24 protein-coding genes and 1 tRNA gene are annotated in these 22,967 nt (G+C 58.7%); 17 read left to right on the top strand and 8 right to left on the bottom strand.

What is annotated here, in order from left to right; all coding sequences use genetic code 11:
- Window positions 1-93: 93 nt before the first annotated feature.
- The 8 genes from N4A58_RS06255 (at window position 94) to N4A58_RS06290 (ending at window position 6,224) form a co-directional block, all read left to right on the top strand.
- Complete coding sequence (locus N4A58_RS06255) at window positions 94-681, top strand: riboflavin synthase (protein ID WP_072705829.1); 588 nt, start codon at window positions 94-96, stop codon at window positions 679-681.
- A gap of 77 nt (window positions 682-758) precedes the next feature.
- Window positions 759-1,733 carry an MBL fold metallo-hydrolase gene (locus N4A58_RS06260; protein ID WP_293708415.1) on the top strand — a complete coding sequence of 325 codons (975 nt, stop codon included), beginning with the start codon at window positions 759-761 and terminating at the stop codon, window positions 1,731-1,733.
- 179 nt (window positions 1,734-1,912) lie between these two features.
- The gene (locus N4A58_RS06265) at window positions 1,913-2,629 is read left to right on the top strand and encodes a hypothetical protein (RefSeq protein WP_293708416.1); all 717 of its coding nucleotides are present in this window, start codon (window positions 1,913-1,915) and stop codon (window positions 2,627-2,629) included.
- Window positions 2,630-2,741: 112 nt separating this feature from the next.
- Window positions 2,742-3,872, top strand: a complete 1,131-nt coding sequence (ribB, locus tag N4A58_RS06270; RefSeq protein WP_293708417.1) for a 3,4-dihydroxy-2-butanone-4-phosphate synthase — start codon at window positions 2,742-2,744, stop codon at window positions 3,870-3,872.
- Window positions 3,872-4,399: a 6,7-dimethyl-8-ribityllumazine synthase gene (locus N4A58_RS06275; RefSeq protein ID WP_293708418.1), complete on the top strand. Its 528-nt coding sequence runs from the start codon at window positions 3,872-3,874 to the stop codon at window positions 4,397-4,399. The genes ribB and N4A58_RS06275 overlap by 1 nt, the downstream gene beginning before the upstream one ends.
- Window positions 4,400-4,420: 21 nt before the next feature.
- The gene (gene nusB / locus N4A58_RS06280) at window positions 4,421-4,903 is read left to right on the top strand and encodes a transcription antitermination factor NusB (RefSeq protein WP_072705834.1); all 483 of its coding nucleotides are present in this window, start codon (window positions 4,421-4,423) and stop codon (window positions 4,901-4,903) included.
- A gap of 170 nt (window positions 4,904-5,073) precedes the next feature.
- Complete coding sequence (locus N4A58_RS06285) at window positions 5,074-5,394, top strand: hypothetical protein (protein WP_293708419.1); 321 nt, start codon at window positions 5,074-5,076, stop codon at window positions 5,392-5,394.
- Window positions 5,395-5,771: 377 nt separating this feature from the next.
- Window positions 5,772-6,224 carry an MmcB family DNA repair protein gene (locus N4A58_RS06290; RefSeq protein ID WP_293708420.1) on the top strand — a complete coding sequence of 151 codons (453 nt, stop codon included), beginning with the start codon at window positions 5,772-5,774 and terminating at the stop codon, window positions 6,222-6,224.
- Here N4A58_RS06290 and N4A58_RS06295 read toward each other — a convergent pair whose 3' ends face one another.
- The gene (locus tag N4A58_RS06295; RefSeq protein ID WP_293708421.1) at window positions 6,225-6,425 is read right to left on the bottom strand and encodes a DUF6324 family protein; all 201 of its coding nucleotides are present in this window, start codon (window positions 6,423-6,425) and stop codon (window positions 6,225-6,227) included.
- A 126-nt stretch (window positions 6,426-6,551) separates the two neighbouring features.
- Between N4A58_RS06295 and N4A58_RS06300 the strand changes: the two genes are divergently transcribed.
- A tRNA-His gene (locus N4A58_RS06300) sits at window positions 6,552-6,628 on the top strand.
- A 136-nt stretch (window positions 6,629-6,764) separates the two neighbouring features.
- Here the strand turns inward: N4A58_RS06300 and N4A58_RS06305 are convergent.
- Window positions 6,765-8,213 (bottom strand): hypothetical protein, encoded by a 1,449-nt coding sequence (locus tag N4A58_RS06305; protein WP_293708422.1) that lies wholly within the window; start codon window positions 8,211-8,213, stop codon window positions 6,765-6,767.
- 334 nt (window positions 8,214-8,547) lie between these two features.
- The gene (locus tag N4A58_RS06310) at window positions 8,548-8,847 is read right to left on the bottom strand and encodes a DUF6476 family protein (protein ID WP_293708423.1); all 300 of its coding nucleotides are present in this window, start codon (window positions 8,845-8,847) and stop codon (window positions 8,548-8,550) included.
- Between N4A58_RS06310 and N4A58_RS06315 the strand changes: the two genes are divergently transcribed.
- The 3 genes from N4A58_RS06315 to N4A58_RS06325 all read left to right on the top strand — a co-directional run bounded on the left by N4A58_RS06315 (window position 8,846) and on the right by N4A58_RS06325 (window position 11,969).
- On the top strand, window positions 8,846-9,877 hold the full coding sequence (locus N4A58_RS06315) for an RluA family pseudouridine synthase (RefSeq protein ID WP_293708424.1): 1,032 nt from the start codon (window positions 8,846-8,848) through the stop codon (window positions 9,875-9,877). The two genes, N4A58_RS06310 and N4A58_RS06315, sit on opposite strands and share 2 nt — an antisense overlap.
- Before the next feature lie 152 nt (window positions 9,878-10,029).
- Window positions 10,030-10,926, top strand: coding sequence for an RNA polymerase sigma factor RpoH (rpoH, locus tag N4A58_RS06320; RefSeq protein WP_072705840.1), 897 nt, complete (start codon window positions 10,030-10,032; stop codon window positions 10,924-10,926).
- 68 nt (window positions 10,927-10,994) lie between these two features.
- On the top strand, window positions 10,995-11,969 hold the full coding sequence (locus N4A58_RS06325) for a Gfo/Idh/MocA family oxidoreductase (RefSeq protein ID WP_293708425.1): 975 nt from the start codon (window positions 10,995-10,997) through the stop codon (window positions 11,967-11,969).
- A 63-nt stretch (window positions 11,970-12,032) separates the two neighbouring features.
- Here N4A58_RS06325 and N4A58_RS06330 read toward each other — a convergent pair whose 3' ends face one another.
- The 5 genes from N4A58_RS06330 to N4A58_RS06350 all read right to left on the bottom strand — a co-directional run bounded on the left by N4A58_RS06330 (window position 12,033) and on the right by N4A58_RS06350 (window position 17,830).
- Window positions 12,033-13,850, bottom strand: coding sequence for a M3 family oligoendopeptidase (locus N4A58_RS06330; RefSeq protein ID WP_293708426.1), 1,818 nt, complete (start codon window positions 13,848-13,850; stop codon window positions 12,033-12,035).
- Between the two features lie 73 nt (window positions 13,851-13,923).
- Window positions 13,924-15,507 (bottom strand): ATP-dependent DNA ligase, encoded by a 1,584-nt coding sequence (locus N4A58_RS06335; RefSeq protein WP_293708427.1) that lies wholly within the window; start codon window positions 15,505-15,507, stop codon window positions 13,924-13,926.
- Window positions 15,507-16,529, bottom strand: coding sequence for a ligase-associated DNA damage response exonuclease (locus N4A58_RS06340; RefSeq protein ID WP_293708428.1), 1,023 nt, complete (start codon window positions 16,527-16,529; stop codon window positions 15,507-15,509). The genes N4A58_RS06335 and N4A58_RS06340 overlap by 1 nt, the downstream gene beginning before the upstream one ends.
- A 45-nt stretch (window positions 16,530-16,574) precedes the next feature.
- Complete coding sequence (locus N4A58_RS06345) at window positions 16,575-17,528, bottom strand: alpha/beta hydrolase (protein WP_293708429.1); 954 nt, start codon at window positions 17,526-17,528, stop codon at window positions 16,575-16,577.
- A gap of 11 nt (window positions 17,529-17,539) precedes the next feature.
- Window positions 17,540-17,830 (bottom strand): SCP2 sterol-binding domain-containing protein, encoded by a 291-nt coding sequence (locus tag N4A58_RS06350; protein ID WP_293708430.1) that lies wholly within the window; start codon window positions 17,828-17,830, stop codon window positions 17,540-17,542.
- Window positions 17,831-18,002: 172 nt separating this feature from the next.
- Here N4A58_RS06350 and N4A58_RS06355 point away from each other — a divergent pair, with 172 nt between their 5' ends.
- The 5 genes from N4A58_RS06355 (at window position 18,003) to N4A58_RS06375 (ending at window position 22,892) form a co-directional block, all read left to right on the top strand.
- A complete protein-coding gene (locus N4A58_RS06355) occupies window positions 18,003-18,458 on the top strand; it encodes a tetratricopeptide repeat protein (protein WP_177218645.1) in 456 nt (151 codons plus the stop codon).
- Between the two features lie 12 nt (window positions 18,459-18,470).
- Complete coding sequence (locus N4A58_RS06360) at window positions 18,471-21,347, top strand: helicase-related protein (RefSeq protein WP_293708431.1); 2,877 nt, start codon at window positions 18,471-18,473, stop codon at window positions 21,345-21,347.
- A gap of 8 nt (window positions 21,348-21,355) precedes the next feature.
- Complete coding sequence (locus N4A58_RS06365; protein ID WP_293708432.1) at window positions 21,356-21,733, top strand: RNA-binding S4 domain-containing protein; 378 nt, start codon at window positions 21,356-21,358, stop codon at window positions 21,731-21,733.
- 50 nt (window positions 21,734-21,783) lie between these two features.
- On the top strand, window positions 21,784-22,122 hold the full coding sequence (fdxA, locus tag N4A58_RS06370) for a ferredoxin FdxA (protein WP_072705850.1): 339 nt from the start codon (window positions 21,784-21,786) through the stop codon (window positions 22,120-22,122).
- Window positions 22,123-22,376: 254 nt separating this feature from the next.
- Window positions 22,377-22,892: a CarD family transcriptional regulator gene (locus tag N4A58_RS06375; protein WP_072705851.1), complete on the top strand. Its 516-nt coding sequence runs from the start codon at window positions 22,377-22,379 to the stop codon at window positions 22,890-22,892.
- The last annotated feature ends 75 nt before the right edge of the window (window positions 22,893-22,967 follow it).

Raw genomic sequence — 22,967 nt, forward strand, 5'->3', positions numbered from 1 at the left:
ACCGCGTTGGCAAAAATAAGCAGAAACTCTGACACACGCTTGAGAAAAGGCGGTTAAACCGCTACCTCCGCCTAGAAACTACGGAGGTTCTTCATGTTCACAGGCATTATTACCGACATGGGCCGCATCGCAGAGCTCGAGCAGGGCGACAGCCTGCGCGCGCGAATCGAGACGGTGTACGACATGGACACTGTGGATTTGGGTGCCTCGATCGCATGCGATGGCTGCTGCCTAACCGTGGTTGAAATGGGGCCAAACTGGTTCGACGTTGAAATCAGCGCCGAAAGCATCTCGAAAACCAACATCGGCGAATGGGCCGTCGATAAACGCGTGAACCTAGAGCGCGCGCTCAAGGTGGGCGACGAGCTGGGGGGGCACATCGTGTCTGGCCACGTGGACGGCGTCGCCGAAGTGGTCAAGATCGAAGAGGATGGCGGCAGCACCCGTGTCACTCTGCGCGCCCCCGAAACGCTGGCCAAATACATTGCGCCCAAAGGATCGGTCGCGCTGAACGGCACCTCGCTGACCGTAAACGAGGTGAACGGCTGCGATTTCGGTATCAACTTTATCCCGCACACCAAGCAGGTAACGACGTGGGGCGGTGTGTTCGTCGGACAGCAGATCAACCTCGAGATCGACACGCTGGCCCGCTACGTGGCGCGCCTGCGCGAGTGGGAATAACACCTGCACATATTCATATCCTGTATTGTGATGTGACAGGTTTGCGCTAGGGTTCTTTCCGAACAGGGAGGAATACCATGGCACATTTCAAACCAAGCCGTCGCGAATTGCTCAAGCTCTCTGCGATGGCGCCCGCTTTTGCACTGACCGCGACAGCGCCCAAAGCGCAGATCGGCGCGCCTGCGTCGGACAATCCCAGCCATTTCAGCTTTGCCATCGGCGAGGCACAGATCACCGTAATCTCTGATGGGTTCTTCGAGACGCCCGCCAGCGGTCTGGGGATCAATGCCGACCCCGAAGAGGTGCAAGCCTTTCTCGCGGCGCATTATCTGCCCACCGACACCAGTCTGTCCCACACCAACCACCTTGTGATCGATATTGGTGACGCGCGGGTTCTGGTAGATGTGGGGTCTGGCAACCGATTCATGCCCACGGCGGGGCGCCTGATGACGAACCTCGAGTCGGCGGGCATTGATCCTTACAGCATCACCCATGTGGTCATCACCCACGCACACCCCGACCACATCTGGGGCATCCGCGATGACTTTGACGAGGCGATCTTGCCCGACGCACAGTATTTTATTGGTGCGGCTGAACATGCGTTTTGGCTACAGGATGGGCTTGCCGCGTCTTCGCCTGCCGAAATGCAGCAATTCGTTGTGGGCGCAGTGAACAGTCTGAATGTTGATGGGGCCGAGTGGACCCTTGTGGCGGATGGCGATGAAATTTGCCCGGGCGTCACCGTGATGGAAACACCCGGTCACACCCCCGGTCACATATCTGTGCATGTCGAAAGCGGCGGCCAACAGCTTGTCGCGCTTGGTGATTCCATGAATCACGCGTATACTAACTTTGCTCATCCCGACTGGTTTAATGGGTTTGACATGGACGGGGATCAAACCGTCGCCACGCGTCAAACCCTGCTGGATCGCGCAGCCGAGGATGGCCTGACCGTTGTCGGGTACCACTTTCCCTTTCCGGGCGTGGGGCATGTGATGCGCGAAGGCGGCAGCTACAGGTTTTTGCCCGCTCTCTGGCGTTTCAAAGGTTAGCTGTGATTATCCTTTTTCCTCTCTCTCATTCGGTCGGAGGGTTTGGCACGATCTGACCGACGAGATTGAGGAAACCCGAGAGCACACCATTGCGTCACCCCGACTTCTTTTTGATGGGTCCGCCAAGTCGGTCGGCCGCGCAGCTATGGCGTTGGCTGAGCCAGCATCCTGAGCTGTTCATGCCCGCGCGGCGTGAACTGGGATTGCATGCGTTGCCTGACCTGTCGGGTGATCTCGACTGGGGTCAGGACCCGAGACTGGTGGATCTGGTGACATCGCCCGAAGAGTACTTGCGATCATTCCAGCCTGCAGGAGAGCGCAAACGCGGGGATGGTTCGACCCTCTATAGCCTTGTCCCCGAAGCGCCGCGCCGCATTTACAAGGCGAATCCCGACGCCAAGCTGATCTTTGTCCTCGAGGCACCGGTCAGCCGTGCCTTTCACGCCCACGCGCACAACGTGGAATTGGGCGTTGAGCCGCAGACCAGTTTTGACACTGCGTTGGAAATCGAGCCAGAGCGGATCAAGGCTGGGGCCTCTCCTTTCCTCTGTTACGCGACGGGCAGCCAATACCGCCAGATGATCGAGCCGGTGGATATTCTGTTCGGTCAAGACAACGTCCTGATCCTCATCGCCGAGGACGCAGAGCGGGAACCGCGCATGACCGTAAGACGGATTGCCAAGTTCCTTGGCGTTTCGCCTTACGATGACCTCCTGCCTTTTGTGCCGCGTGAACGCCAAAGCATCGTGCCCGAGATGCTAGCTCGTCTGCGCTCGCGTCGGAAACATCCTGAAATCAGCGCCCAATTCCGAAGTGCGATGGTGTCTGAAATTCAATGGATGGAACGTCGGACCGGATCCTCTCTGGACGCGTGGCTCAAGAGAGATCAAGAGTAGGGGCGGAAACGTGCTACACCGTATCGGGACGCAGCGCCGCACCCCATACCTTCGGGTGGTTCGGGGCGGCGCGCTGCGTTATCTGCGCGGTACACGATGAAGGAGAGACGGTATGTCCGAAAACAGTCGTTTTGAAACACCCGGCCCCGTCGAAGAGAACCTGCGCGACGCAATTTCTCCGATCGAGGATGTGATCGAGGATGCCCGCAACGGCCGCATGTATATTCTGGTGGATCACGAGGACCGCGAGAACGAGGGCGACGTTTGCATCCCCGCGCAGATGTGCACCCCCGAGGTCATCAATTTTATGGCCACCCACGCGCGGGGCCTGATCTGCCTGACGCTGAACAGCGAACGGATTGATGCGCTGGGTCTGCCGTTGATGGCGACCACCAATTCCTCGCGCCACGAAACCGCGTTCACCGTGTCGATCGAAGCGCGCGAAGGCGTCAGCACCGGCATTTCCGCCCATGACCGCGCCCGGACTGTGGCGGTCGCGATTGATTCCAGCAAAACGGCTGCCGACATCGCGACCCCCGGACACATCTTCCCCCTGCGCGCCCGCGATGGCGGCGTTCTGGTCCGCGCAGGCCACACCGAAGCCGCGACCGACGTGGCCCGTCTGGCTGGCCTGAACCCCTCTGGTGTGATCTGCGAGATCATGAATGACGACGGCTCCATGGCGCGTCTGCCTGATCTGGTGGCCTTTGCTCAACGGCATGGCCTAAAGATCGGCACGATCAGCGACCTGATCGCCTATCGCCGCCGCTACGACAATCTGGTCAAGGTAGAGAGTGAGAGCACCATCACCTCTGAATTCGGTGGTGAGTGGACCATGCGGGTCTACACGGACACGACCCAAGGCGCACAGCACATTGCTTTGATCAAAGGGGACATCTCGGGCGACGCCCCGGTCCTGACCCGTATGCACACACTTGATCCTATGCTCGATATGCTGGGTACGGGCCCCAAAGGCCGCGCCTTTGAATTCAGCTCGGCAATGAAGATGGTTGCCGAAGAGGGCAGGGGTGTCATCGTCTTGCTCCGCGACTTGACTATGCAGCTTGGCGGCGGGACCAGCCCCCAAACCCTGCGCCAGTATGGCCTCGGGGCTCAGATCTTGACCCATCTGGGCCTGAAACAGCTGACCCTTCTCACCAATTCGCCCACCCCAAAGGTGATCGGCCTTGATGCTTACGGCATCGAAATCACCGGCACCCGCAAAATTCCGGAGGCAAACTGATGGCCGCCAATGAACAGCACTACACTCTAGAGCGCCCGACTTTCGACAAGCCGGTCAAAATCTTGATCGTCGTCGCGCCCTATTACAAGGACATCGCGGACAACCTGATCGCTGGCGCCCGCGCCGAGATTGAAGCCGCTGGGGGCACCCACGAGACGGTCGAGGTACCGGGCGCGCTGGAAATCCCCACCGCGATCGGCATGGCCGGACGTCTGGCCAACTACGATGGCTACGTGGCCTTGGGTTGCGTGATCCGTGGCGAGACGACCCACTACGACACCGTCTGCAACGACAGCTCGCGCGGGATCACCCTGCTGGGTCTATCGGGGCACTGCATCGGAAACGGCATCCTGACCGTGGAAAACCGCGAACAGGCCGAAGTCCGCGCGGAACCGGACGGGCAGAATAAAGGTGGCGGAGCGGCGGCTGCGGCCTTGCATTTGATCGCATTGGCGCGTAACTGGGGCGGCTCAAAGCGTGGCGTTGGCTTCATGCCCACCGAGGATGACAGTTACCGCATCGCTTAACCCCATCTTCAGGCTGACCCGATGACCACAGATTCCGCACCCCTGTCTGGCAACCAGAAGCGCAAGATGCGCTCGGCATCCCGTCTGTACGCGGTGCAGGCTCTCTACCAGATGGAGTTGACCGGCCTGTCGTACGACCGCGTTAAGGCAGAGTTTCTGGACCTGCGCTTTGGCGCAGAGATCGACGGCGAAGAGCTCATCGACGGTGATATTGACTTGTTCTCGACCATCCTCGAAGCGGCTGTGAACTGGCAGGCGCGGATCGACCAATGCACCGACCGCGCGCTCGTTGCGAAATGGCCCCTGGGCCGGATCGACACTACTCTGCGCGCGCTCTTCCGTGCCGCTGGTGGCGAGTTCCAAGCCAAAGAAACACCGCCCAAAGTGGTGATCACCGAATATGTCGACGTAGCCCGCGCCTTCTTCCCAGAGGGCAAGGAAGCCGGTTTCGTAAACGCGGTTCTTGATCACATCGCCCGCGAGATGCGACCCGAAGCCTTCTGATCAGCTGAGGCGATTTAGGCACTTAAACCCGGCGCGGTCTTCGCAGCCGGGTTTTTCTGTCACATCAAGACGTGTCACAACGGCGCGATTTCGCCCATTATCCGCTTGATCAGGTAGACACTCCCTCCGTGCCGCACTACCTTTCTTGTGCAAAGCACAGGAGATGCAAAATGCCTAAGCTCGTACGTCTCTATATCAGCCAAGTGATCATGGGCTTCGGCCTGTCTGCCGTCTTTGTTGCCGCGCTCCTTACTTTGAACGTCGCAAACCTTTGGCATTTGGTCACTCACTCGACCGGCGGTCTTCTGGCTGTGACCATGCTTTGGATTTTTAACGGCATTGTTTTCGCAGGGGTGCAGTTCGGTATCTCGATCATGCGTTTGGCCGACGACGATGACACGCCGCGTGGCCCACGCCAGCACGCTTTTGTCCGCGAATATGCGCCGATCCCTGTGCGCACGGACGAGCAGCGCAAGCGCCGCCACATCTGAGGTTCACGCCAATCGCGCTTTCACCTTTGTAAAAATACTCTGGGGGAGTCGCGCATCGCGCGACGGGGGCAACGCCCCCTTTTTTGTGCCAGATTGTAAGAAGAATGAAGCGTATTCAAAGGGTAAGGTGTGGCGGGCCCGCGCGCGACCGTCTAGGTTTTTGCATTCCCGAGGACCTGTATATACAGGTGGGCGCCAGGTAATCAGGCCAGGGCCAGAACAGAGCCAGCTCCCTCGGATTTGCTTAAGGCCACCGGAATGAAACCGACATACGAGAGGGGCAGCACCCGCCACGCAGCACAGGTAATGTGACAAACCCCTTTCGACAAGGGGGCATGTGACTTGATTTTGTTCTCTTTATGTTCATATTGAGCGACATGCAGATTATTCCCAGCCAAACTCCCATTGATCCCAAGCCAGGACAGCTTTTGGCCCGCGGGGTCGCGCGTCATCTGGCGCAACTCGGCTTTGCTTGCCTCGACGAATTCGTGCCCGCGCGCGGGCTGCGCATGGACGTCATGGGGATGGGAAAGAAAGGGGAGCTTTGGTGCGTGGAATGCAAATCTTGCCGTGCAGATTTTCAAAGTGATTCCAAGTGGCAGAACTATTTGCCCTACTGCGAGCGATTTTTTTGGGCCGTGGACGCTGATTTCCCGACGGATCTCCTGCCCGAAGGGACAGGTTTGATCATCGCAGATGCCTATGACGCAGAGATTATTCGCATGCCAGATGCGCTGCCGCTCGTTGCGGCCCGCCGCAAGGTCCTGACGCGTGACTTTGCCCGCACCGCGGCACTGCGTCTTCAGACCCTGCGTGATCCGCGTTTGTGATCAGCGACGGCCTTTGCTGGCCAGATCCTTGGCGGTCTGGATGGCGGACTGGATTTCCTCGACGATTTCTTCAGCTTCATCCGGCGTGAAGTCCATCGGGATTTCCATGTCACCCGCTTCGATATAGAGGCGGATCATGCCCTTGTCTGTCGGCCCGATCTGCAAGCTGGCTTCGATGTCGCGTTCTGTGTTGATACCCATGAAAGGCTCCGTTTTCCTGTTGAATATCGCGGGTAAACCCTGTTCGGGCCCTTGGCAATATCATGTGAATTTTTTGTTATACTGCTTCTTGCAATCCGAGTTCGCTAGGGGTAAATGACCCCCAGTGCCGCCTTAGCTCAGTAGGTTAGAGCGCCTGATTGTGGATCAGGAGGTCCCCCGTTCGAGCCGGGGAGGTGGTACCATCATCATCCTCCAATGATGTTCGAAAGCGCCCTTGAGGCGCTTTTTTCGTGTTTGGATGATGTGATCATTTGTGCGCCAAAGGAAAACGCGGCACCCAGAGAGCGCCGCGTTCGGGTCGTGTGATGTTGTCCCGGCTTAGAACGTTGTCTTTGCCTTGCCTGGGGCCGTCAGGTTGATCGAGTAGGCGTCCTGACCGTGAAGCTCCAGATCCATACCGGCAAGCTCTTGCTCTGGTGTGACGCGCAGGTGGTTGCGGGGCATCGGGCCGTAGTCGAAATACTGCGAATTCCCCAGTTTCTTGATCACGTACATCAGGCGTGACGCCACCCAGAAGGTTACGAGCGCGGATAGGAAGCCGAACAAGCAGATCATCGCTCCATAGAACATCTGTGTCCCAAAGACGATCGGACCCAGTTCCATGTCGCCCGTTGTCAGTGCGAACATGCCGCCCGCAAATAGGCCGACCGCTCCGTGGACGGGGAAGGCGCCGATAGGATCGTCAATTTTGGCGCGGAACATAAAGATGACGGCGATAACATAAACTGCGCCGGACAGAACACCGATTAGAACTGCGATTGGGGCGGTCGCAGCGTCGGCGTTTGCGGTGATGCCCACGAGGCCCGCGAGTGCCCCATTCATCAGATCAGAAATGTTGTACTTGTTCTGGGTAACCATAAAGAAGGCCAGCACCGAGAAAACCGCAGCACATGGTGCGAGTGTGGTGTTGATCACGACCTGACCAAACCCGCCAATTAGCTGCTCAAAGATCGCGTTGGCGATCATGTCGGGCTGGTCTTGGGTGGCGCTCAGGTCAATTTCTGACAGGTCGAAACCCGCAGCAAAGGTGCTGCCTGCGTTAAAACCGTACCAACCAATCCACAGGAAAAACACACCCAGCGCGCTGATTGGAATGTTGTGGGCGGCGTTGCTGATCGACGACCCCGCAAAGCGATAGGAATCGATCTGACCACGGCCAAAGTTGAACTCACCGATTCGGGGCCGCAACATGATTGCGCCAGCGAGACCAGCGAACCCGCCAAGGCCGTGGACCACGAGCGAGCCTGCAAAGTCATGGATGACGCCGTACAGCATCCCATCAGGGTTCCAAACCGTAAAGGCGACAACGGGGTAGATTAGGGCAGAGAAGACAGCGCCAAAGAAAAGATAGGCGTAGGGGGCAATTCGGCCTGTGACCGCGCCCGAGCAAATCGTCACGCATGTGGCCGCGAAGGCAAAATTGAAAAACAACGAAATGTCATCGTTCAATGTTACAATCGGGCCGGGAGAGGTATTCTCGGTCGTGTGCGCAAATCCCATTTCGCGCATCCAGTCGACCAGAATGGAATCCCCAGTCAGGATCGGATATCCGAACCAGTAAAAGAAGATGCCACACACGCAGGCATCGACAAAGTTTTTAAAGATATTGTTGATCGCGTTCTTGCGCGACATGCCGCCCGTTTCGAGCATCATGAACCCGGCTTGCATCATGAAAATCAAGACGCCGCTCATGAAAACAATTACGTTGATAGTCGAGTAGACCCCGAAAATAAGGGATCGGTCGTAACTGGCTAAATCACCGCCCATGTTTCTGTCACCTAAATAGTATATGGGCCCAAGTGTAAGTAAAACCCGGGCACCATTTCATGCGTGAAAATTTACACTTATGGGATTAGCGGGGTGGCTGAACGTCCGTCAAGGTTGAAAGGGTCAAAACATGATTTACTCAGATTTGATTGCAGAATTGACGCAATCTCAGAAGGTAAATCGTAGGTTGAAGTTACACTAAGTACGATAATGATATTTATTTGAGTGTAGAAAGGGGATTCCTTGATGTCCGGAATCCTAGGTAATATGCGCCGCAAACAGAATGTGACCGTGATTTGCGCGCTAAGGTGTGAGACTCTCTTACATTGCCCGTTTATTGGGCGGAATTGATCTGCAACGTTTGCCTCAGGGAACCGCTGACCGCATCAAAGATCAGGATCTCCTGTTGGTCGGTGACGATTGCAATCCAACCCTTGCCTTGTGTAACTGCGCTGATTGTTGATCCCGCAGGCAGTCTCAGATTTTCTGGTAGAACTGGCGTGGGGTCAGGGAAGCGAAACACAATGACCAGTGCGATGGCGATCATGCCTCCCATCATCACCACGGTCAGGGCCGTCACAAGACGGCGCAGGAACAGGGCGTCTGGGGGCGTCTGGTCAGAAGGAAGCGACATGGGCGAGACCTTGGTTACCGTCATCATCGCGGCAGATCCGCCGCCCCGTCTGGATAAGGCCTTGGCGCGCGATGTGCCAGAGGAAGCGTCTCTGTCGCGGACCCGTCTTGCCAAACTCATCGCCGAGGGCAAAGTCGCGCGAGCCGGCGAGGTGTTGTCTGATCCCAAAGCAAAGGTGACGGAAGGCGACGAAATCAGCATTCAGATCGAGGTTGCTGCTGAAGTCGACACCGTGGCCGAGGATATCCCGCTCGAGATCATCTACGAAGACGATGATCTGATCGTGGTGAACAAGCCTGCTGGCATGGTGGTGCATCCTGCGCCCGGCTCGCCCGGTGGCACTCTGGTCAACGCGCTGCTGCACCATTGCGGCGATACTCTGTCGGGCATCGGGGGCGAGAAGCGTCCGGGCATTGTGCACCGTATTGATAAAGACACCAGCGGGCTTCTGGTCGTGGCAAAATCGGATCGCGCCCATCACGGGTTGGCGGCTCAGTTCGAGGACCACAGCGTCGAGCGGGTGTATTCCGCCGTTGTCTATGGTGTCCCAGACAGCAATGAGCCGCGCCTCAAGGGGGTGAAGGGTGTCAGCTTCGAGCCGGGCAACATCATCAAGATCACCTCTTTCCTAGGCCGTCACAGAACCGACCGTCAGCGGCAGGCCGTCAGTTTTAGCAGTGGGCGCCATGCTGTGACCCGGGCGCGGGTCGTTGAAACATTCGGGACGCCCGTCTGTGCGACGTTGGTGGATTGCTGGCTGGAAACAGGCCGGACTCACCAGATCCGTGTGCACATGACCCATGCAGGTCATGCGTTGATAGGAGACCCCGTTTACGGCGGGCGGCGCAAGCTGTCTCCCAAGGCGTTGTCGTTGGCAGGCATTGAAGCTGCAGCAACGTTCCCCCGTCAGGCGCTGCACGCGCGCATCCTTGGGTTCATCCATCCCGTGACCGAAGAAGAGATGACCTTCGAAGCGCCGCTGCCTGACGATATGGTTTCACTTCTCGACGCGCTGCGCACCAAGAAGTGATCCTCACGCACGTGTGCGTGAGTGCACCCAAATCCCTCTATCCAGCCAAGTGTCTCTCATTTTATATGGAACCAAAGCGAGGCTGAGGACTTGAATACATGAAGTCAGCTACCTAGCTGCATGTTAAAGCCTGTTACATTCAGGAGGGACAAATGGCAAACTATGCAAATCTTCCGGCACCGACCCCAGAGGGCGGCCTGTCGCGCTACATGCAAGAGATCCGCAAGTTCCCTCTGCTGGAGCCTGAAGAAGAATATATGCTGGCCAAGCGGTGGGTCGAGGAACAAGACACGGAGGCGGCCCACAAGATGGTCACCAGCCACCTGCGTCTCGCGGCTAAAATCGCGATGGGCTACCGTGGCTACGGTCTGCCCCAAGCAGAGGTAATCTCCGAGGCAAACGTCGGTCTGATGCAAGCGGTCAAACGCTTTGACCCTGAAAAGGGCTTCCGTTTGGCGACCTACGCAATGTGGTGGATCCGCGCCAGCATTCAGGAATACATCCTGCGCAGCTGGTCCATGGTGAAGCTGGGGACAACCTCGGCGCAGAAGAAATTGTTCTTCAACCTGCGCAAAGCGAAATCCCGCATCGGAGCGCTGGAAGATGGCGACCTGCGTCCGGAGCACGTTCAGAAGATCGCGACGGACCTTGGCGTAACCGAAGACGAAGTCATCAGCATGAACCGCCGCCTGTCGGGCGGTGACGCCTCGCTCAACGCGACCGTTGGATCCGAAGATGATGGTGGCGCGCAGTGGCAGGATTGGCTCGAGGATGAAGATGCGAACCAAGCTGCGGCCTACGAGGCTCAGGACGAAATGGACTCGCGCCGCGAACTATTGGCCGAAGCCATGGATGTGCTGAACGACCGTGAGAAAGACATTTTGGTCAAGCGACGCCTGAGCGAAGAGAATATCACGCTCGAGGATTTGTCAGCCGAGTACAACGTGAGCCGCGAGCGTATTCGCCAGATTGAGGTGAGGGCGTTCGAAAAACTGCAGAAGCGGATGACCGGTCTTGCACGGGAAAAGGGCATGCTGCCTGCGGTCTGACCCTTTGACAGAGTTGTAGAAAATCTCCTCGGGCCCTAGGCTCGAGGGGATTTTTATTTGGGGGCGGTATGACCAAAATCTACAACTGGGGCATTCTGGGGGCGGCGAAATTTGCCCGCGAACACATGGGGCCCGCGATCCATCTGGCCAGCGGGGCGCGCTTGGCAGGGCTGGCCACGTCGAGCTACGACAAATCTGCGCCGTTCCGCGCGTTTGCGCCGGATATCCGCGTCTACGAAAGCTATGATGCGCTGATCCATGATCCCAAAATTGATGTGGTCTACATTCCGCTGCCCAACCATCTGCATGTGGAGTGGGCGCTCAAGGCGTTGAAGGCGGGCAAGCATGTGCTGTGCGAGAAGCCGATCGCCCTCGAGGCCGCCGAGATCGACCAGATCATTTCCCTGCGCGACGAGACCGGCCTGATGGCCGCCGAAGCCTATATGATCCTGCACCACCCCCAATGGCAACGCGCCAAAGAGATCGTAGAGAGTGGCGAGATCGGGCGCCTGCGTCATGTGAGCGGGATTTTTACATTCGACAACCGCACGGACACCGGCAATATCCGCAATAAGGCCGAGACCGGCGGTGGTGGCATCCGCGACATCGGGGTCTATACCTATGGCTCGGCGCGGTTCGTGACGGGGCAGGAGCCGACTGAACTGCGCGCGGATGTGGAGTTCGAAAATGGGATCGACACCTATGCGAACGTCACAGGACGGTTTGGGGACATCACGTTTACCCTGATCAACTCGATCCGCATGGCGAACCGTCAGCGCATGGAGTTCCATGGGGAGAAGGGTGTGTTGGCCCTGACAGCGCCGTTCAATGCGCAGGTGTTCGGGGAGCCGAAGCTGACGGTGGAATGCTCTGGTGGGGTGATCCGCGAGGAACGCTTCCCCGCCGCGCAGCACTACAAGCTTCAGGTCGAGAATTTCTGTGCGGCGATCGGCGGGGATCGTGCGTCCTATCCGGTGCCGCTGGAGTTTTCACAGGGCACACAGGCCATGATTGACCGCGTGTTCGCTGACGCAAAGCGCTGATCAACAAAAAGGAACGCCGCCCTGATCGGGCGGCGTGCTGTATTCTTGGGGATTGCGGTGGGGTTATTCCATCGCCTCAAGCTGATCGATGAACCCTTCGATCATCGACAGGCCCTTGTCCCAGAATTTGGGGTCCGACGCATCAAGGCCGAAGGGGGCCAGCAGTTCTTTGTGGTGCTTCGATCCGCCCGCCTTGAGCATGTCGAAATATTTGTCCTGGAAACCTTCGGGCTGCTCTTTATACGCGGCGTAAAGGGCGTTCACCAGACCGTCGCCGAACGCATAGGCGTAGACGTAGAAGGGCGTGTGGACGAAGTGTGGGATGTAGGCCCAGAAGGTCTCGTAGCCCGGCATGTAGTCGAACACTGGACCAAGGCTTTCGGCCTGAACACTCATCCACAGGGCGTTGATGTCGTCGGGGGTCAGTTCACCACCGCGGCGCGCCTCGTGCAGTTTGCATTCGAAGTCGTAGAAGGCGATTTGGCGGACGACCGTGTTGATCATGTCCTCGACCTTGCCAGCCAGCATGACCTTGCGCTCGTTATCGTCCTTGGCGCCGGCCAGCATCTTCTGGAAGGTTAGCATTTCGCCAAACACCGACGCGGTTTCCGCCAGCGTCAGCGGGGTCGAGGACAGCATCTCACCCTGACCAGCGGCCAAGCGCTGGTGCACGCCGTGACCCAGTTCGTGGGCCAAGGTCATCACATCACGCGGTTTTCCAAGATAGTTCAGCATAACATAGGGGTGCACGTCGGTGACGGTGGGGTGGGCGAACGCACCCGGAGCCTTGCCCAGTTTGACGCCCGCGTCGATCCAGCCCTTGGTAAAGAAGGGCTCCGCCAGTTCGGCCATGCGCGGATCAAAGTCACCATAGGCGTCCATGACGATCTTTTCGGCTTCGGGCCATTTGATCTTGCGTTCTGTTTCCATGGGCAGGGGCGCGTTACGGTCCCAGACCTGCATGGTGTCCAGACCCAGCCACTTTGCCTTCAGCGCGTAGTATCGGTGGGACAAGCGGGGATAGGCGTCGACCACGGCGTTGCGCAGGGCCTCGACAACCTCGGGCTCCACGTGGTTGGCCAGATGGCGGCCGGTTTGCGGGGTGGGCATGCCGCGCCAGCGGTCCATGACCTCTTTTTCCTTGGCCTGGGTGTTGTGCACGCGGGCGAAGGTTTTGATGTTCTTGCTAAAGGTCTCTCCCAAAGCGCGGGCACCGGATTCGCGCTTGGCACGGTCCTGTTCGGACAGCAGGTTCAAGGTTTCCTCGATCCCCAGTTCCTCGCCTTCGACCTCGAATTTCAGGCCCGCGATGGTTTCGTCGAACAGGCGCTCCCAAGCGTCACCGACCACGCCCATGTCGTGCAGGAATTTCTCCATCTCGTCAGACAGCTGATAAGGCTTCATCGCGCGGATGCGGTCGAAAACGGGCTTGTAGCGAGCCAGATCAGAGTTCTCGGCGAACAGAGCGTCCAAATGGTCATCGGGCAGTCGGTTCAGTTCCAGCGTAAAGAACACTAGCGGGGTGGTGTAGCGGGTCAGGCGGTCTTGGAGATCGGACATGAACTTGGCGCGTTCGGCGTCCATGGTGTTCTGATAGTAGCGCAGACCGGCAAACGACATGATGCGCCCCGCGACCATATCGATGCGTTCGTTGCGCAGGGTGCATTCCAGCATGCCGTCCGCATCCAGATCCCCGAGTTTGCCTTCGTAATCTTCGGCAAAGCTGGCGCAGGCGCTTTCTAGCCAGTCCAGATCGCGCAGCAGTTCAGGGGCGTCTTCGGCGGTGTACAGATCGCTCAGGTCCCATTCCGGCAGGTCCCCCAGATCGCCAGTGCCTGCGCTGGGATTTGCATCAAAGAACGGTTGAATGCGGTGTGCCATAGGTGGTCCTTTTTATCTTGCTTGGGACACAGGTAAGAGCGCCAACGCCGGATGTGCAAGGGGGCGGGGCGAATTAGGGCATCAATGCCTTCAGATCGTCGAGCGTGTTCGCCTCTGACGCGGGTTTGTCGTGCCGCCAGCGCAGCATGCGGGGAAAGCGCAGCGCAACGCCGGATTTGTGGCGCGGGCTGTCCATGATGCCTTCGAACCCGATTTCGAACACATGCTCGGGGGTAACCTGACGAACAGGTCCAAAGCGTTGCAGAGTGTTTTTGCGCACCCACGCTGTGATTTTACGGAATTCTGCGTCCGTGAGGCCGGAATAAGCCTTGGTAAAAGGCACCAGTTCGCCATTGTTCCAGACCGCAAAGGTGAAGTCGGTGAAAAGGTTTGCGCGCCGTCCATGTCCCGATTGGGCATAGATCATCACGGCGTCGATAGTCAGGGGGTCGACCTTCCATTTCCACCAGTCCCCCTTTTTTCGGCCTGCAAGATAGGGACTATCCAATCGTTTCAGCATCAGCCCCTCTGCATGGGCGTCGCGGCTGGTTTCGCGGATGTCGGTCAGGCTTTGCCAGTTATTGAAGCCCACGACTGGAGAGGGGATTACAGCTGCCTCGGGTGGGATTTCAGCCAGCAGAGTTTCAAGTCGTGCGCGCCGTTCTGCCAAAGGCATGTCGCGTATGTCTTCGCCCGCGTGCTCCAGCAGGTCATAGGCGCGCAGGACCACGGGCGCGTCTCTCAACAGCTTTTTCGGCACGGTTTTCCTGCCGATGCGTTTTTGCAGTTCGGAAAAGGGCAGGGGTTTGCCCTCGTGCCATGCGAGCACTTCGCCATCTAGCACAGTGCCATCGGGCAGGAAATCCACACTGCGGGCAAACTCGGGAAAGCGGTCGGTGATTAATTCTTCGCCCCGGGACCACAGAAAATGGGTGCCGCCGCGCAGGATCAGCTGCCCGCGAATGCCGTCCCATTTCCATTCAGCTTGCCAGTCTGAGGGTGCACCAAGGGCCTCGGGCGCGTCTTCCAGACCGTAGGCCAGATAAAACGGGTAGGGACGGGATTTGTCAGCCTCTGTGTCCTGCGCGTGGATCAGATCGTGAAAGGTGGTCGTCTCCGGCGTCCAGTTGCCCATCAGGCGATGGGCCATCTGCGCCTCTTCGGTATCCGTGGCGCGGGACAGGGCGCGGGTCATGAGCTTTTGGCTGACACCCACGCGAAAACCCCCGGTCAGCAGCTTGTTAAACAGGAACCGCTCTGTCGTGTTCAGGCAGTCCAATGCGTCCAGAACGGCCTCCTTACGGGAGTCTTCGCCCGCTGGTGTCAGGCGGAGGATTTCATCCATCCAGTCCGACAGGGTTCGGTTGGTCTGGCGCGTGGCGTCGGGCAGGATCAGGGCGATGGTTTCGGATAAATCGCCCACGATTGGATAGGTTTCCTCGAACAGCCACAAGGGGATGCCTGCCCGTTCCGCCGCCCATTCACGCAGGCGCGTGGTCGTGACGGTGCGCTTCGGGCGACGTCCGGAAAACAGCGCGATGCACCACAGTTTGTCGGGATCAGCGGCAGTCTGGAAATAGTCGGTCAGCGCGGCGACCTTGGCGTTGGTCGAGGTCGTCTGGTCCAGCGCATTGAAGAGGTCGGCAAAGGCTTGCATCAGTCCACCTCTGCCACATCGTCGGTGTCCGCGCCTTCGCCGGTGTATTCGGTGGCGACGATTGCGGAATCGTACCCTTGGCTCAAGAGCCACTGGTTGAAGATTTCGGTGTAGCCGTGCGTCACAAAGACTTTTTCGCAGCCTGTGGCGCGGATTGTGTCGTTCAGGCCGGGCCAGTCGGCGTGGTCGGACAGGACGAACCCTCGGTCAGCGGCGCGGCGCCTGCGCACCCCGCGCAAGCGCATCCATCCGCTGGCAAATCCCGTTGCGGCGCGTCCGAATTTCTTGGCCCACGGCGTGCCGAACGCCGAAGGGGGCGCGATCACAATGCCGCCCGCGTGGGCTCTGACATCCAGATCACCAGTGACGCGGGTGGTGGCGGGCAGGGGGTAGCCTTGGGCGCGGAGGACTTCGTTCGTCGCCTCGACGGCGCCGTGTGTCAGGATTGGGCCGATGGACGGGTCGAGCAGGGACATCAGCCGTTGCGCTTTGCCCAAGGAATACGCGCCAAGCAAGCTGAAACGCCCGTCCGCCGCGTTCGACGCCCACCATGCGTTGATCTCCTCAGCCACTACGGATTGATGGGCCCATTTGAATGCTGGCAGGCCAAATGTGCATTCGCTGATAAAGGCGTGGCAGGGGACCAGTTCAAAACTCTCGCACAGGCCGTCTGGCTCGGGTTTGTAGTCGCCCGAGACGACCCAAACCTCGCCACCGACCTCGATCCGGATTTGCGCCGAGCCGGGTATATGGCCTGCGGGGTGAAAACTGACTGAGGCCCCTCCGATTTGCGTCTTTGCGCCGTAGGGGGTGGTTTGGATCGACACGTCACCCAGCCGGTGGTGCATGACGGGTGCTGCGGCTTCGGTTGCCATGTAGTGCTGATGCCCCCAGCGGGAGTGGTCGGAATGGCCGTGAGTGATCAACGCACGATCCACGGGGCGCCAGGGGTCGATATAAAAATCACCAGCAGGGCAGTAGATGCCGCGATCAGTAAAGGTCAGAACAGAGTCAGCTCGCATAACGCGAAGCTAGTCCGCGGCTGCCGCACTGCCAGACCAATCCCGTCAGGCGTCAACGTTTTCTTTGGTGCGTTCAACAAAAGCGGCGATTTCGGACATTGCACGACGGCGGATGTCTGGAGTTTCCATCAGCACCTCGTGCTGTGCATTTTCGATCTCTATCAGTTTGCCATTGGGCCATGCGCCCATCCGCCGCTTGATTTCCTGAGGATCAACAATGCTTTCTAGATCGCCGAGAAAGCAGAGGGCAGGCACGTCGGGTGACGGGATAGAGGCCAGCGCCAAAGTCTCGCGAAGCGCTTGGTTCAGCCAGTTCAGACTGGGACCGCCAAGGCCAAGGTCCGGTTGCGCGTCTGTCTGGCTGCGCATGTAGGCATACATGTCACGATCCGTGGTCAGCGCATTCCCCAAAAACGGAGCTGCCTCGGTATAAGGGCGGCGGCTGGTGCTTGGGGTCAACAGATGACCCAATGCAACTTTGTCTGCAGTCCACGTCACGGTCCACGCGACGGTACGTAATACGCCAGGCATCTGGATGCCCCACATGGGCGCAGTAAAAAGCACGCCGGAAATCGGCGCGCCATTCAGAACCGTGCGAAGTGCGATGCACCCGCCCATGGAGTGGCCCAGAATGTACCAAGGCTTGGGCAGGTTCATGCGCGTCGCGTAGTCCAAGAAGGCGGCTACATCTTTCTGGAAGTCCGAAAACTGCCCAACGTGCCCAACCAAACGATCGTCTAACGCGCGGTCTGACAAACCTTGGCCGCGCCAGTCCAGCGTCGCGGTTGCGAGCCCGATTTCGGCCAACTCCCGGGCCGTGATGCCATATTTTTCGATGTATTCGGTGCGCCCGTTGAAAAGTAACATCGTGCCTTTAGCCCCAGCGTGGGGCCAGTGGGCCATGCGCAGACGCACCCCGCCCGAGGCAGTGACCCAGTGCGCAGCCCCCCCATCGGGGCCGCGTGCCAGATCATTGAAAAACGGGGCCGTCTGTGTCACGTCTGTCGTCCCTAGGCCAGTACGGTGCCAAGCTGCATGGCTTTGCCCATGTCGCCATCGATGCTCAGGCGGCCCGACATAAAGGCTGCAGTGGCATCCAGTTCGCCATCGAGAATGGATTTGAAGGTGTCGGCGTCAGCAGTCAGGGTGACTTCAGCCTCGTCATCGGCGGCGCGTGCGCCGTTTTCGTCGATGATAATGCTGCCTTCGTCCTCGATCACGAATTTGGCGGTGCCGTCAAAGCCGTCATCCCCCAGTTTCGCGTTCAACTCCTCGACTGCGGTATCAATCACAGAGCTCATCGTGTCGCCTTTCACATTCTTGTTGCGGCACTCGCTTTTCGCCGCGGTTGGATTACACTGATGAACTATGACCAGATTCCTTGATCCGCTCAAACGTGTCGTCACGGCAGGTTTCATGATAGTCACGATTTCCTCACCTGCAACGGCGCAGAGCCCGCAGGAGACGGAGTTGTTGGAACGATTGAAGAAAGCTGACCCCGATGGTGCGCAAGTTCTTGCCGAAGATTTGCGTCTGATTTGGGCGCGCTCGGGGTCTGCCATGGTGGACATGCTGCTGCGCCGTGCAGAGCGGGCGATGGCCGAGGGCGAGTTGGAGCTTGCGCTAGAACATCTGACGGCCGTGACTGACCACGCTCCTGACTTTGCCGAGGGGCATATGTTGCGGGCCACAACACTCTATCAACTGGACCTCTATGGTCCTGCGATGGAAGAGCTGGAGCAAGCGATTGCGCTCAACCCTAATCATTTCGGTGCGCTCTTCGGGGCGGGGATCATTTCCTATGAAACCGGACAGACCGAAGCAGCGATGACGTTTTTCGACGCTGTCGAGGCTATACATCCCAACTTTGAGCAATTATCTCGGCTCCAACAGGAACTGGACAAAGAGGCGGGCGCGCTCGACCTCTGAGACGAGGGTATAATGGCCAACAGGGGCCGGATCGCGGCCATTTTGGGCCCGACCAACACAGGCAAAACCCATTATGCCATCGAACGGATGTTGGGATATCGGACCGGTGTGATCGGTCTGCCCCTGCGTCTTTTGGCGCGCGAGGTTTATGACAAACTGGTCGCCCTGCGGGGGCCTTCGGTCGTCGCCTTGGTGACGGGCGAAGAGCGGATCGTCCCGCCGCGCACTCAGTATTGGGTCTGTACGGTCGAAGCGATGCCCGAAGGCATTGGCGCCGACTTTGTCGCGGTTGATGAAATCCAGCTCTGTGCGGACCCTGAACGGGGGCATGTGTTTACAGATCGTCTGTTGCGGATGCGCGGGACGAACGAGACCTTGTTTATGGGCAGTGACACCATGCGCGGACCGATCGCCGCGCTGGTTCCGCATTGCGAGTTCGTGCGCCGCGAACGGATGAGCCAGTTGCTCTACTCTGGATCAAAGAAAATCAGCCGCATGCGTGCGCGCAGTGCGATTGTCGGCTTCTCGGTGGATAACGTGTACGCCATTGCCGAACTCTTGCGCCGTCAAAAGGGCGGTGCGGCCGTGGTGATGGGCGCGCTGAGCCCGCGGACGCGGAACGCTCAGGTCGAACTCTATCAGAACGGGGATGTGGATTATCTGGTGGCGACTGATGCCATCGGGATGGGTCTGAACCTTGATATCGACCACGTGGCCTTCTCCAGCCTGATCAAGTTCGACGGGCGCCGGATGCGCGAGTTGCACCCCAACGAACTGGCCCAGATCGCGGGCCGCGCGGGGCGGGGGATGTCTGACGGTACCTTTGGCACGACCGGAGAGGCGCCGCCGCTGGATGACGAGGTCGCCGAGGCGATCATGGAGCACCGTTTTACCCCGCTGCAAAAGCTGCAGTGGCGGAATCACGACCTGCGCTTCGGCCATGTGGACGCTCTGATCGATTCCCTTGAGCAGGGGCCAAACGACCCCCGTTTGCTCAAGGCGCGAGAGGCCGATGACCTGCGCGTTCTGAAAATTCTGTCTGCGGTGGATGAAATCCGCGCACGGGCTCATGACGGGACCAGCGTGAAACTGCTGTGGGATGTGTGCCGGATTCCCGATTTCAGGGGCATCAGTAGTGGTGAACACGCCACACTTCTGGAGCAAATCTACCGATTTTTGCATCAGGATGGCCGTGTTCCTGATGATTGGCTCGCCAGACAGATCAAACGCATTGACCGGACGCAAGGCGACATAGATACCCTATCCAAGAGGCTCGCGTTCATTCGGACTTGGACATATGTCGCGCAGCGTTCTGGCTGGGTTCGTGACGAAAGTCATTGGCGTGGCGAAACAAGGGCGGTAGAAGACCGCTTGTCAGATGCGCTGCACGAGCGCTTGACGCAGAGATTTGTGGACCGGCGCACATCCGTGCTTTTGCGCCGGCTCAAGCAGAAGGAGGCCCTTTTGGCCGAAGTAAACGACAAGGGTGAAGTGACCATCGAAGGTGAATTCGTTGGTCGTCTCGAAGGGTTCCGTTTCCGTCAGGACAAGGGCAGCAGCCCCGACGAAGCGAAAACCGTAGCCAAGGCAAGCTTGCAGGCGCTGGCGCCTCATTTCCATCTGCGCGCAGACAAGTTCTACAACGCGCCCGATACCGAAATCGACTTCACCGAACAGGGTGGTCTGATGTGGGGTACGGATGCGGTTGGCAAACTGGTCGCCGGATCGGATCCGCTCAAGCCCGAGGTTGTCGCCTTTGTCGATGACGAAGCAGGTGCAGACGTGGCTCAGAAGGTGCAGCGCCGTCTGCAGCACTTCATTGACCGCAAAATCGCGACCCTGTTCGAGCCCCTGATGAACCTGTCCAAGGACGAGGCTCTGTCGGGGCTGGCTCGGGGTTTTGCCTTCCGCATGGTCGAAGGTCTGGGTGTGCTGGAACGTGCGCCCATCGCTGACGAGGTCAAATCGCTGGATCAGGACGCACGTGGCGCGCTGCGCAAGCATGGCATCCGTTTCGGCCAGTTCACCATCTTTATGCCTTTGCTGCTGAAGCCTGCGCCGACCCGTCTGCGTCTGGTTCTGTGGTCCCTCGCGAATGGTCTGGATGCTTTCCCCGAGGCGCCGCCTCCGGGTCTGGTGACTGTCCCAGCCCAATCCGATGCGCCTGAAGGATATTTCACCATGGCGGGTTACCGTCAGGCCGGCGAGCGCGCGATCCGCATCGATATGCTGGAGCGTCTGGCAGACATGCTGCGCTCCGAAGATAGCCGAGGCGGCTTCGAAGCCAAGCCCGACATGCTGTCGATCACCGGTATGACACTGGAGCAGTTCGCGGCGCTGATGGAAGGTCTGGGCTACCGTGCTGAAAAAGGGGAGCGCGCCAAGGTCAAAGCTGTTGATGCCGTGATGGCTGACCCCGCACTGGCCGCAGGCGAAGAGGCTTCTGCCGCTGACATCGCACCCGAAGTGGCCGCAATCGAAGACGAAGGCATCGCGCCCGTCGCCGAGGAAGCGCCTGAGGCTGCCGAAGTCCCTGCGGAAATCGCTGAAACTCCTGCCGAAGAAGTGGCCGTGGGCGAAGCGGCGGATTCTGGTGCTGCCGGTGCCGAGATGGAAGTGTTTTACACCTTCACTTGGGGGCGTCAGCGCAACAACAACCGTGGCGGCGAGCGTCGTGGCGGTGGGCGCAACAACCGCGCCGAGGGAGGCAAGCGCGCCGATGGCGAGCGTCCCCGCGGCAAAGGCAAGCCCAAGGGCAAAGGCGGACCCAAAGGTGGCAAGCCCCAAGGCCCGCGCGTGCACAGCGCACGTCCGCCCAAGGCAGACAAGCCGATTGATCCCGATAACCCCTTCGCAGCAGCTCTGATGGGCCTGCGGGACAAGACCTAAGGGGCGCCTTGTCGGACGCTGAAAAAACAAAGCTGCGCGTGGACAAATGGTTGTGGCGCGCGCGGTTTTTCAAAAGCAGGTCACTGGCCGCGCGGGTAGTGTCGGCCGGTCACCTCAGAATCAACGGAAATCACGCAGCAAAGCCGTCCGCGAGTGTCGGTCCGGGTGACGTTCTGACGTTCCCGCAGGCCGATCGTGTGCGGGTCGTCAAAATTGCAGCTGTGGGTGTGCGGCGCGGTCCGGCCCCCGAGGCGCAAACGCTGTACGAGGATCTGAGCCCACCCGAGGACAAAGGTCCTAAAAATCCGGCATTTGAGGGAAGCGGACGTCCCACTAAGAAAGATCGTCGCAATCTCGATCTTCTCCGCCGCGAGAGCCTTGAATGATCTGTCTGTCTGGCCTAGCTATCGGCCAAGTTTAATGAGCGAGAGACCCGATGACCTACGTCGTTACAGATAACTGCATCGCCTGCAAATACACCGACTGCGTCGAGGTATGTCCTGTGGACTGCTTCTACGAGGGTGAGAACATGCTTGTTATCCATCCCGACGAGTGCATTGACTGTGGTGTGTGTGAACCTGAATGCCCCGCCGATGCAATCCGTCCTGATACCGAGCCGGACATGGAAAAGTGGGTCGAGTTCAATCGCAAATACTCGGAAATGTGGCCGGTTATCACCGAGCGCAAGGACCCGCTGCCCGAAGCGACCGAGCGCGATGGCGAAGGCGACAAGATCACCAAATACTTCTCTGAAGCGGCTGGTGAGGGGAACTGATTCCCCTAGCGATTCTGTCGGTTTCCCGCTGAATGCTCTCATCTCATTGATTCACGAGGGTTTCACGCTTGGGTGTGGCCCTTTGAATGATGGGCAAAATCTGTTATACAGTCGTGTAATATATCGAAACCGATGTATCCCCGCGGTGTTGAGACGGGGGTAATCATCCGGCGACTGAAGGACACCCGAGCGCAATCTTTTCAGATTGCGGCGCGGTTTTTTTGTCCTCTGATGCCCCTGCGAGGAAGGATTGCATGAGCAAATCTAAAGCCCCCGAATTTCGTCCCAATGACTATGTTGTGTATCCGGCTCACGGCGTCGGTCAGATCATGTCCATTGAAGAGCAGGAAATTGCCGGCCTCAAGCTGGAGCTGTTCGTAATCTCGTTCGAGAAGGACAAGATGACCCTGCGCGTGCCGACCAACAAAGCTGCCGAAGCCGGTCTTCGGTCGCTGTCGACTCCGGACGTGATTTCGCAGGCGATGGCCACCCTAAAGGGCAAGGCTAAAGTGAAGCGCGCGATGTGGTCGCGCCGCGCTCAGGAATATGAACAGAAGATCAACTCGGGCGATCTGATTGCGATTGCTGAAGTTGTACGTGACCTGCACCGTGCAGACGATCAGCGCGAGCAGAGCTATTCGGAACGTCAGCTGTACGAAGCGGCTCTGGAGCGTCTGACCCGCGAAGTGGCGGCAGTCACGGACGGCGACGAAACTGCTGCGGCGAAGAAAGTCGATGACGTGCTGATGTCGCGCGCTGCTGCTGCGTAAGCTGCCAGACAATTGGAATTGAGAAAGCCGCCCTTGGATGGGGCGGCTTTTTTCATTTTTGGGGCGCGTGTAGGG

This window comes from Donghicola sp., from assembly GCF_025210255.1.
Classification (GTDB): Bacteria; Pseudomonadota; Alphaproteobacteria; order Rhodobacterales; family Rhodobacteraceae; genus Donghicola; species Donghicola eburneus.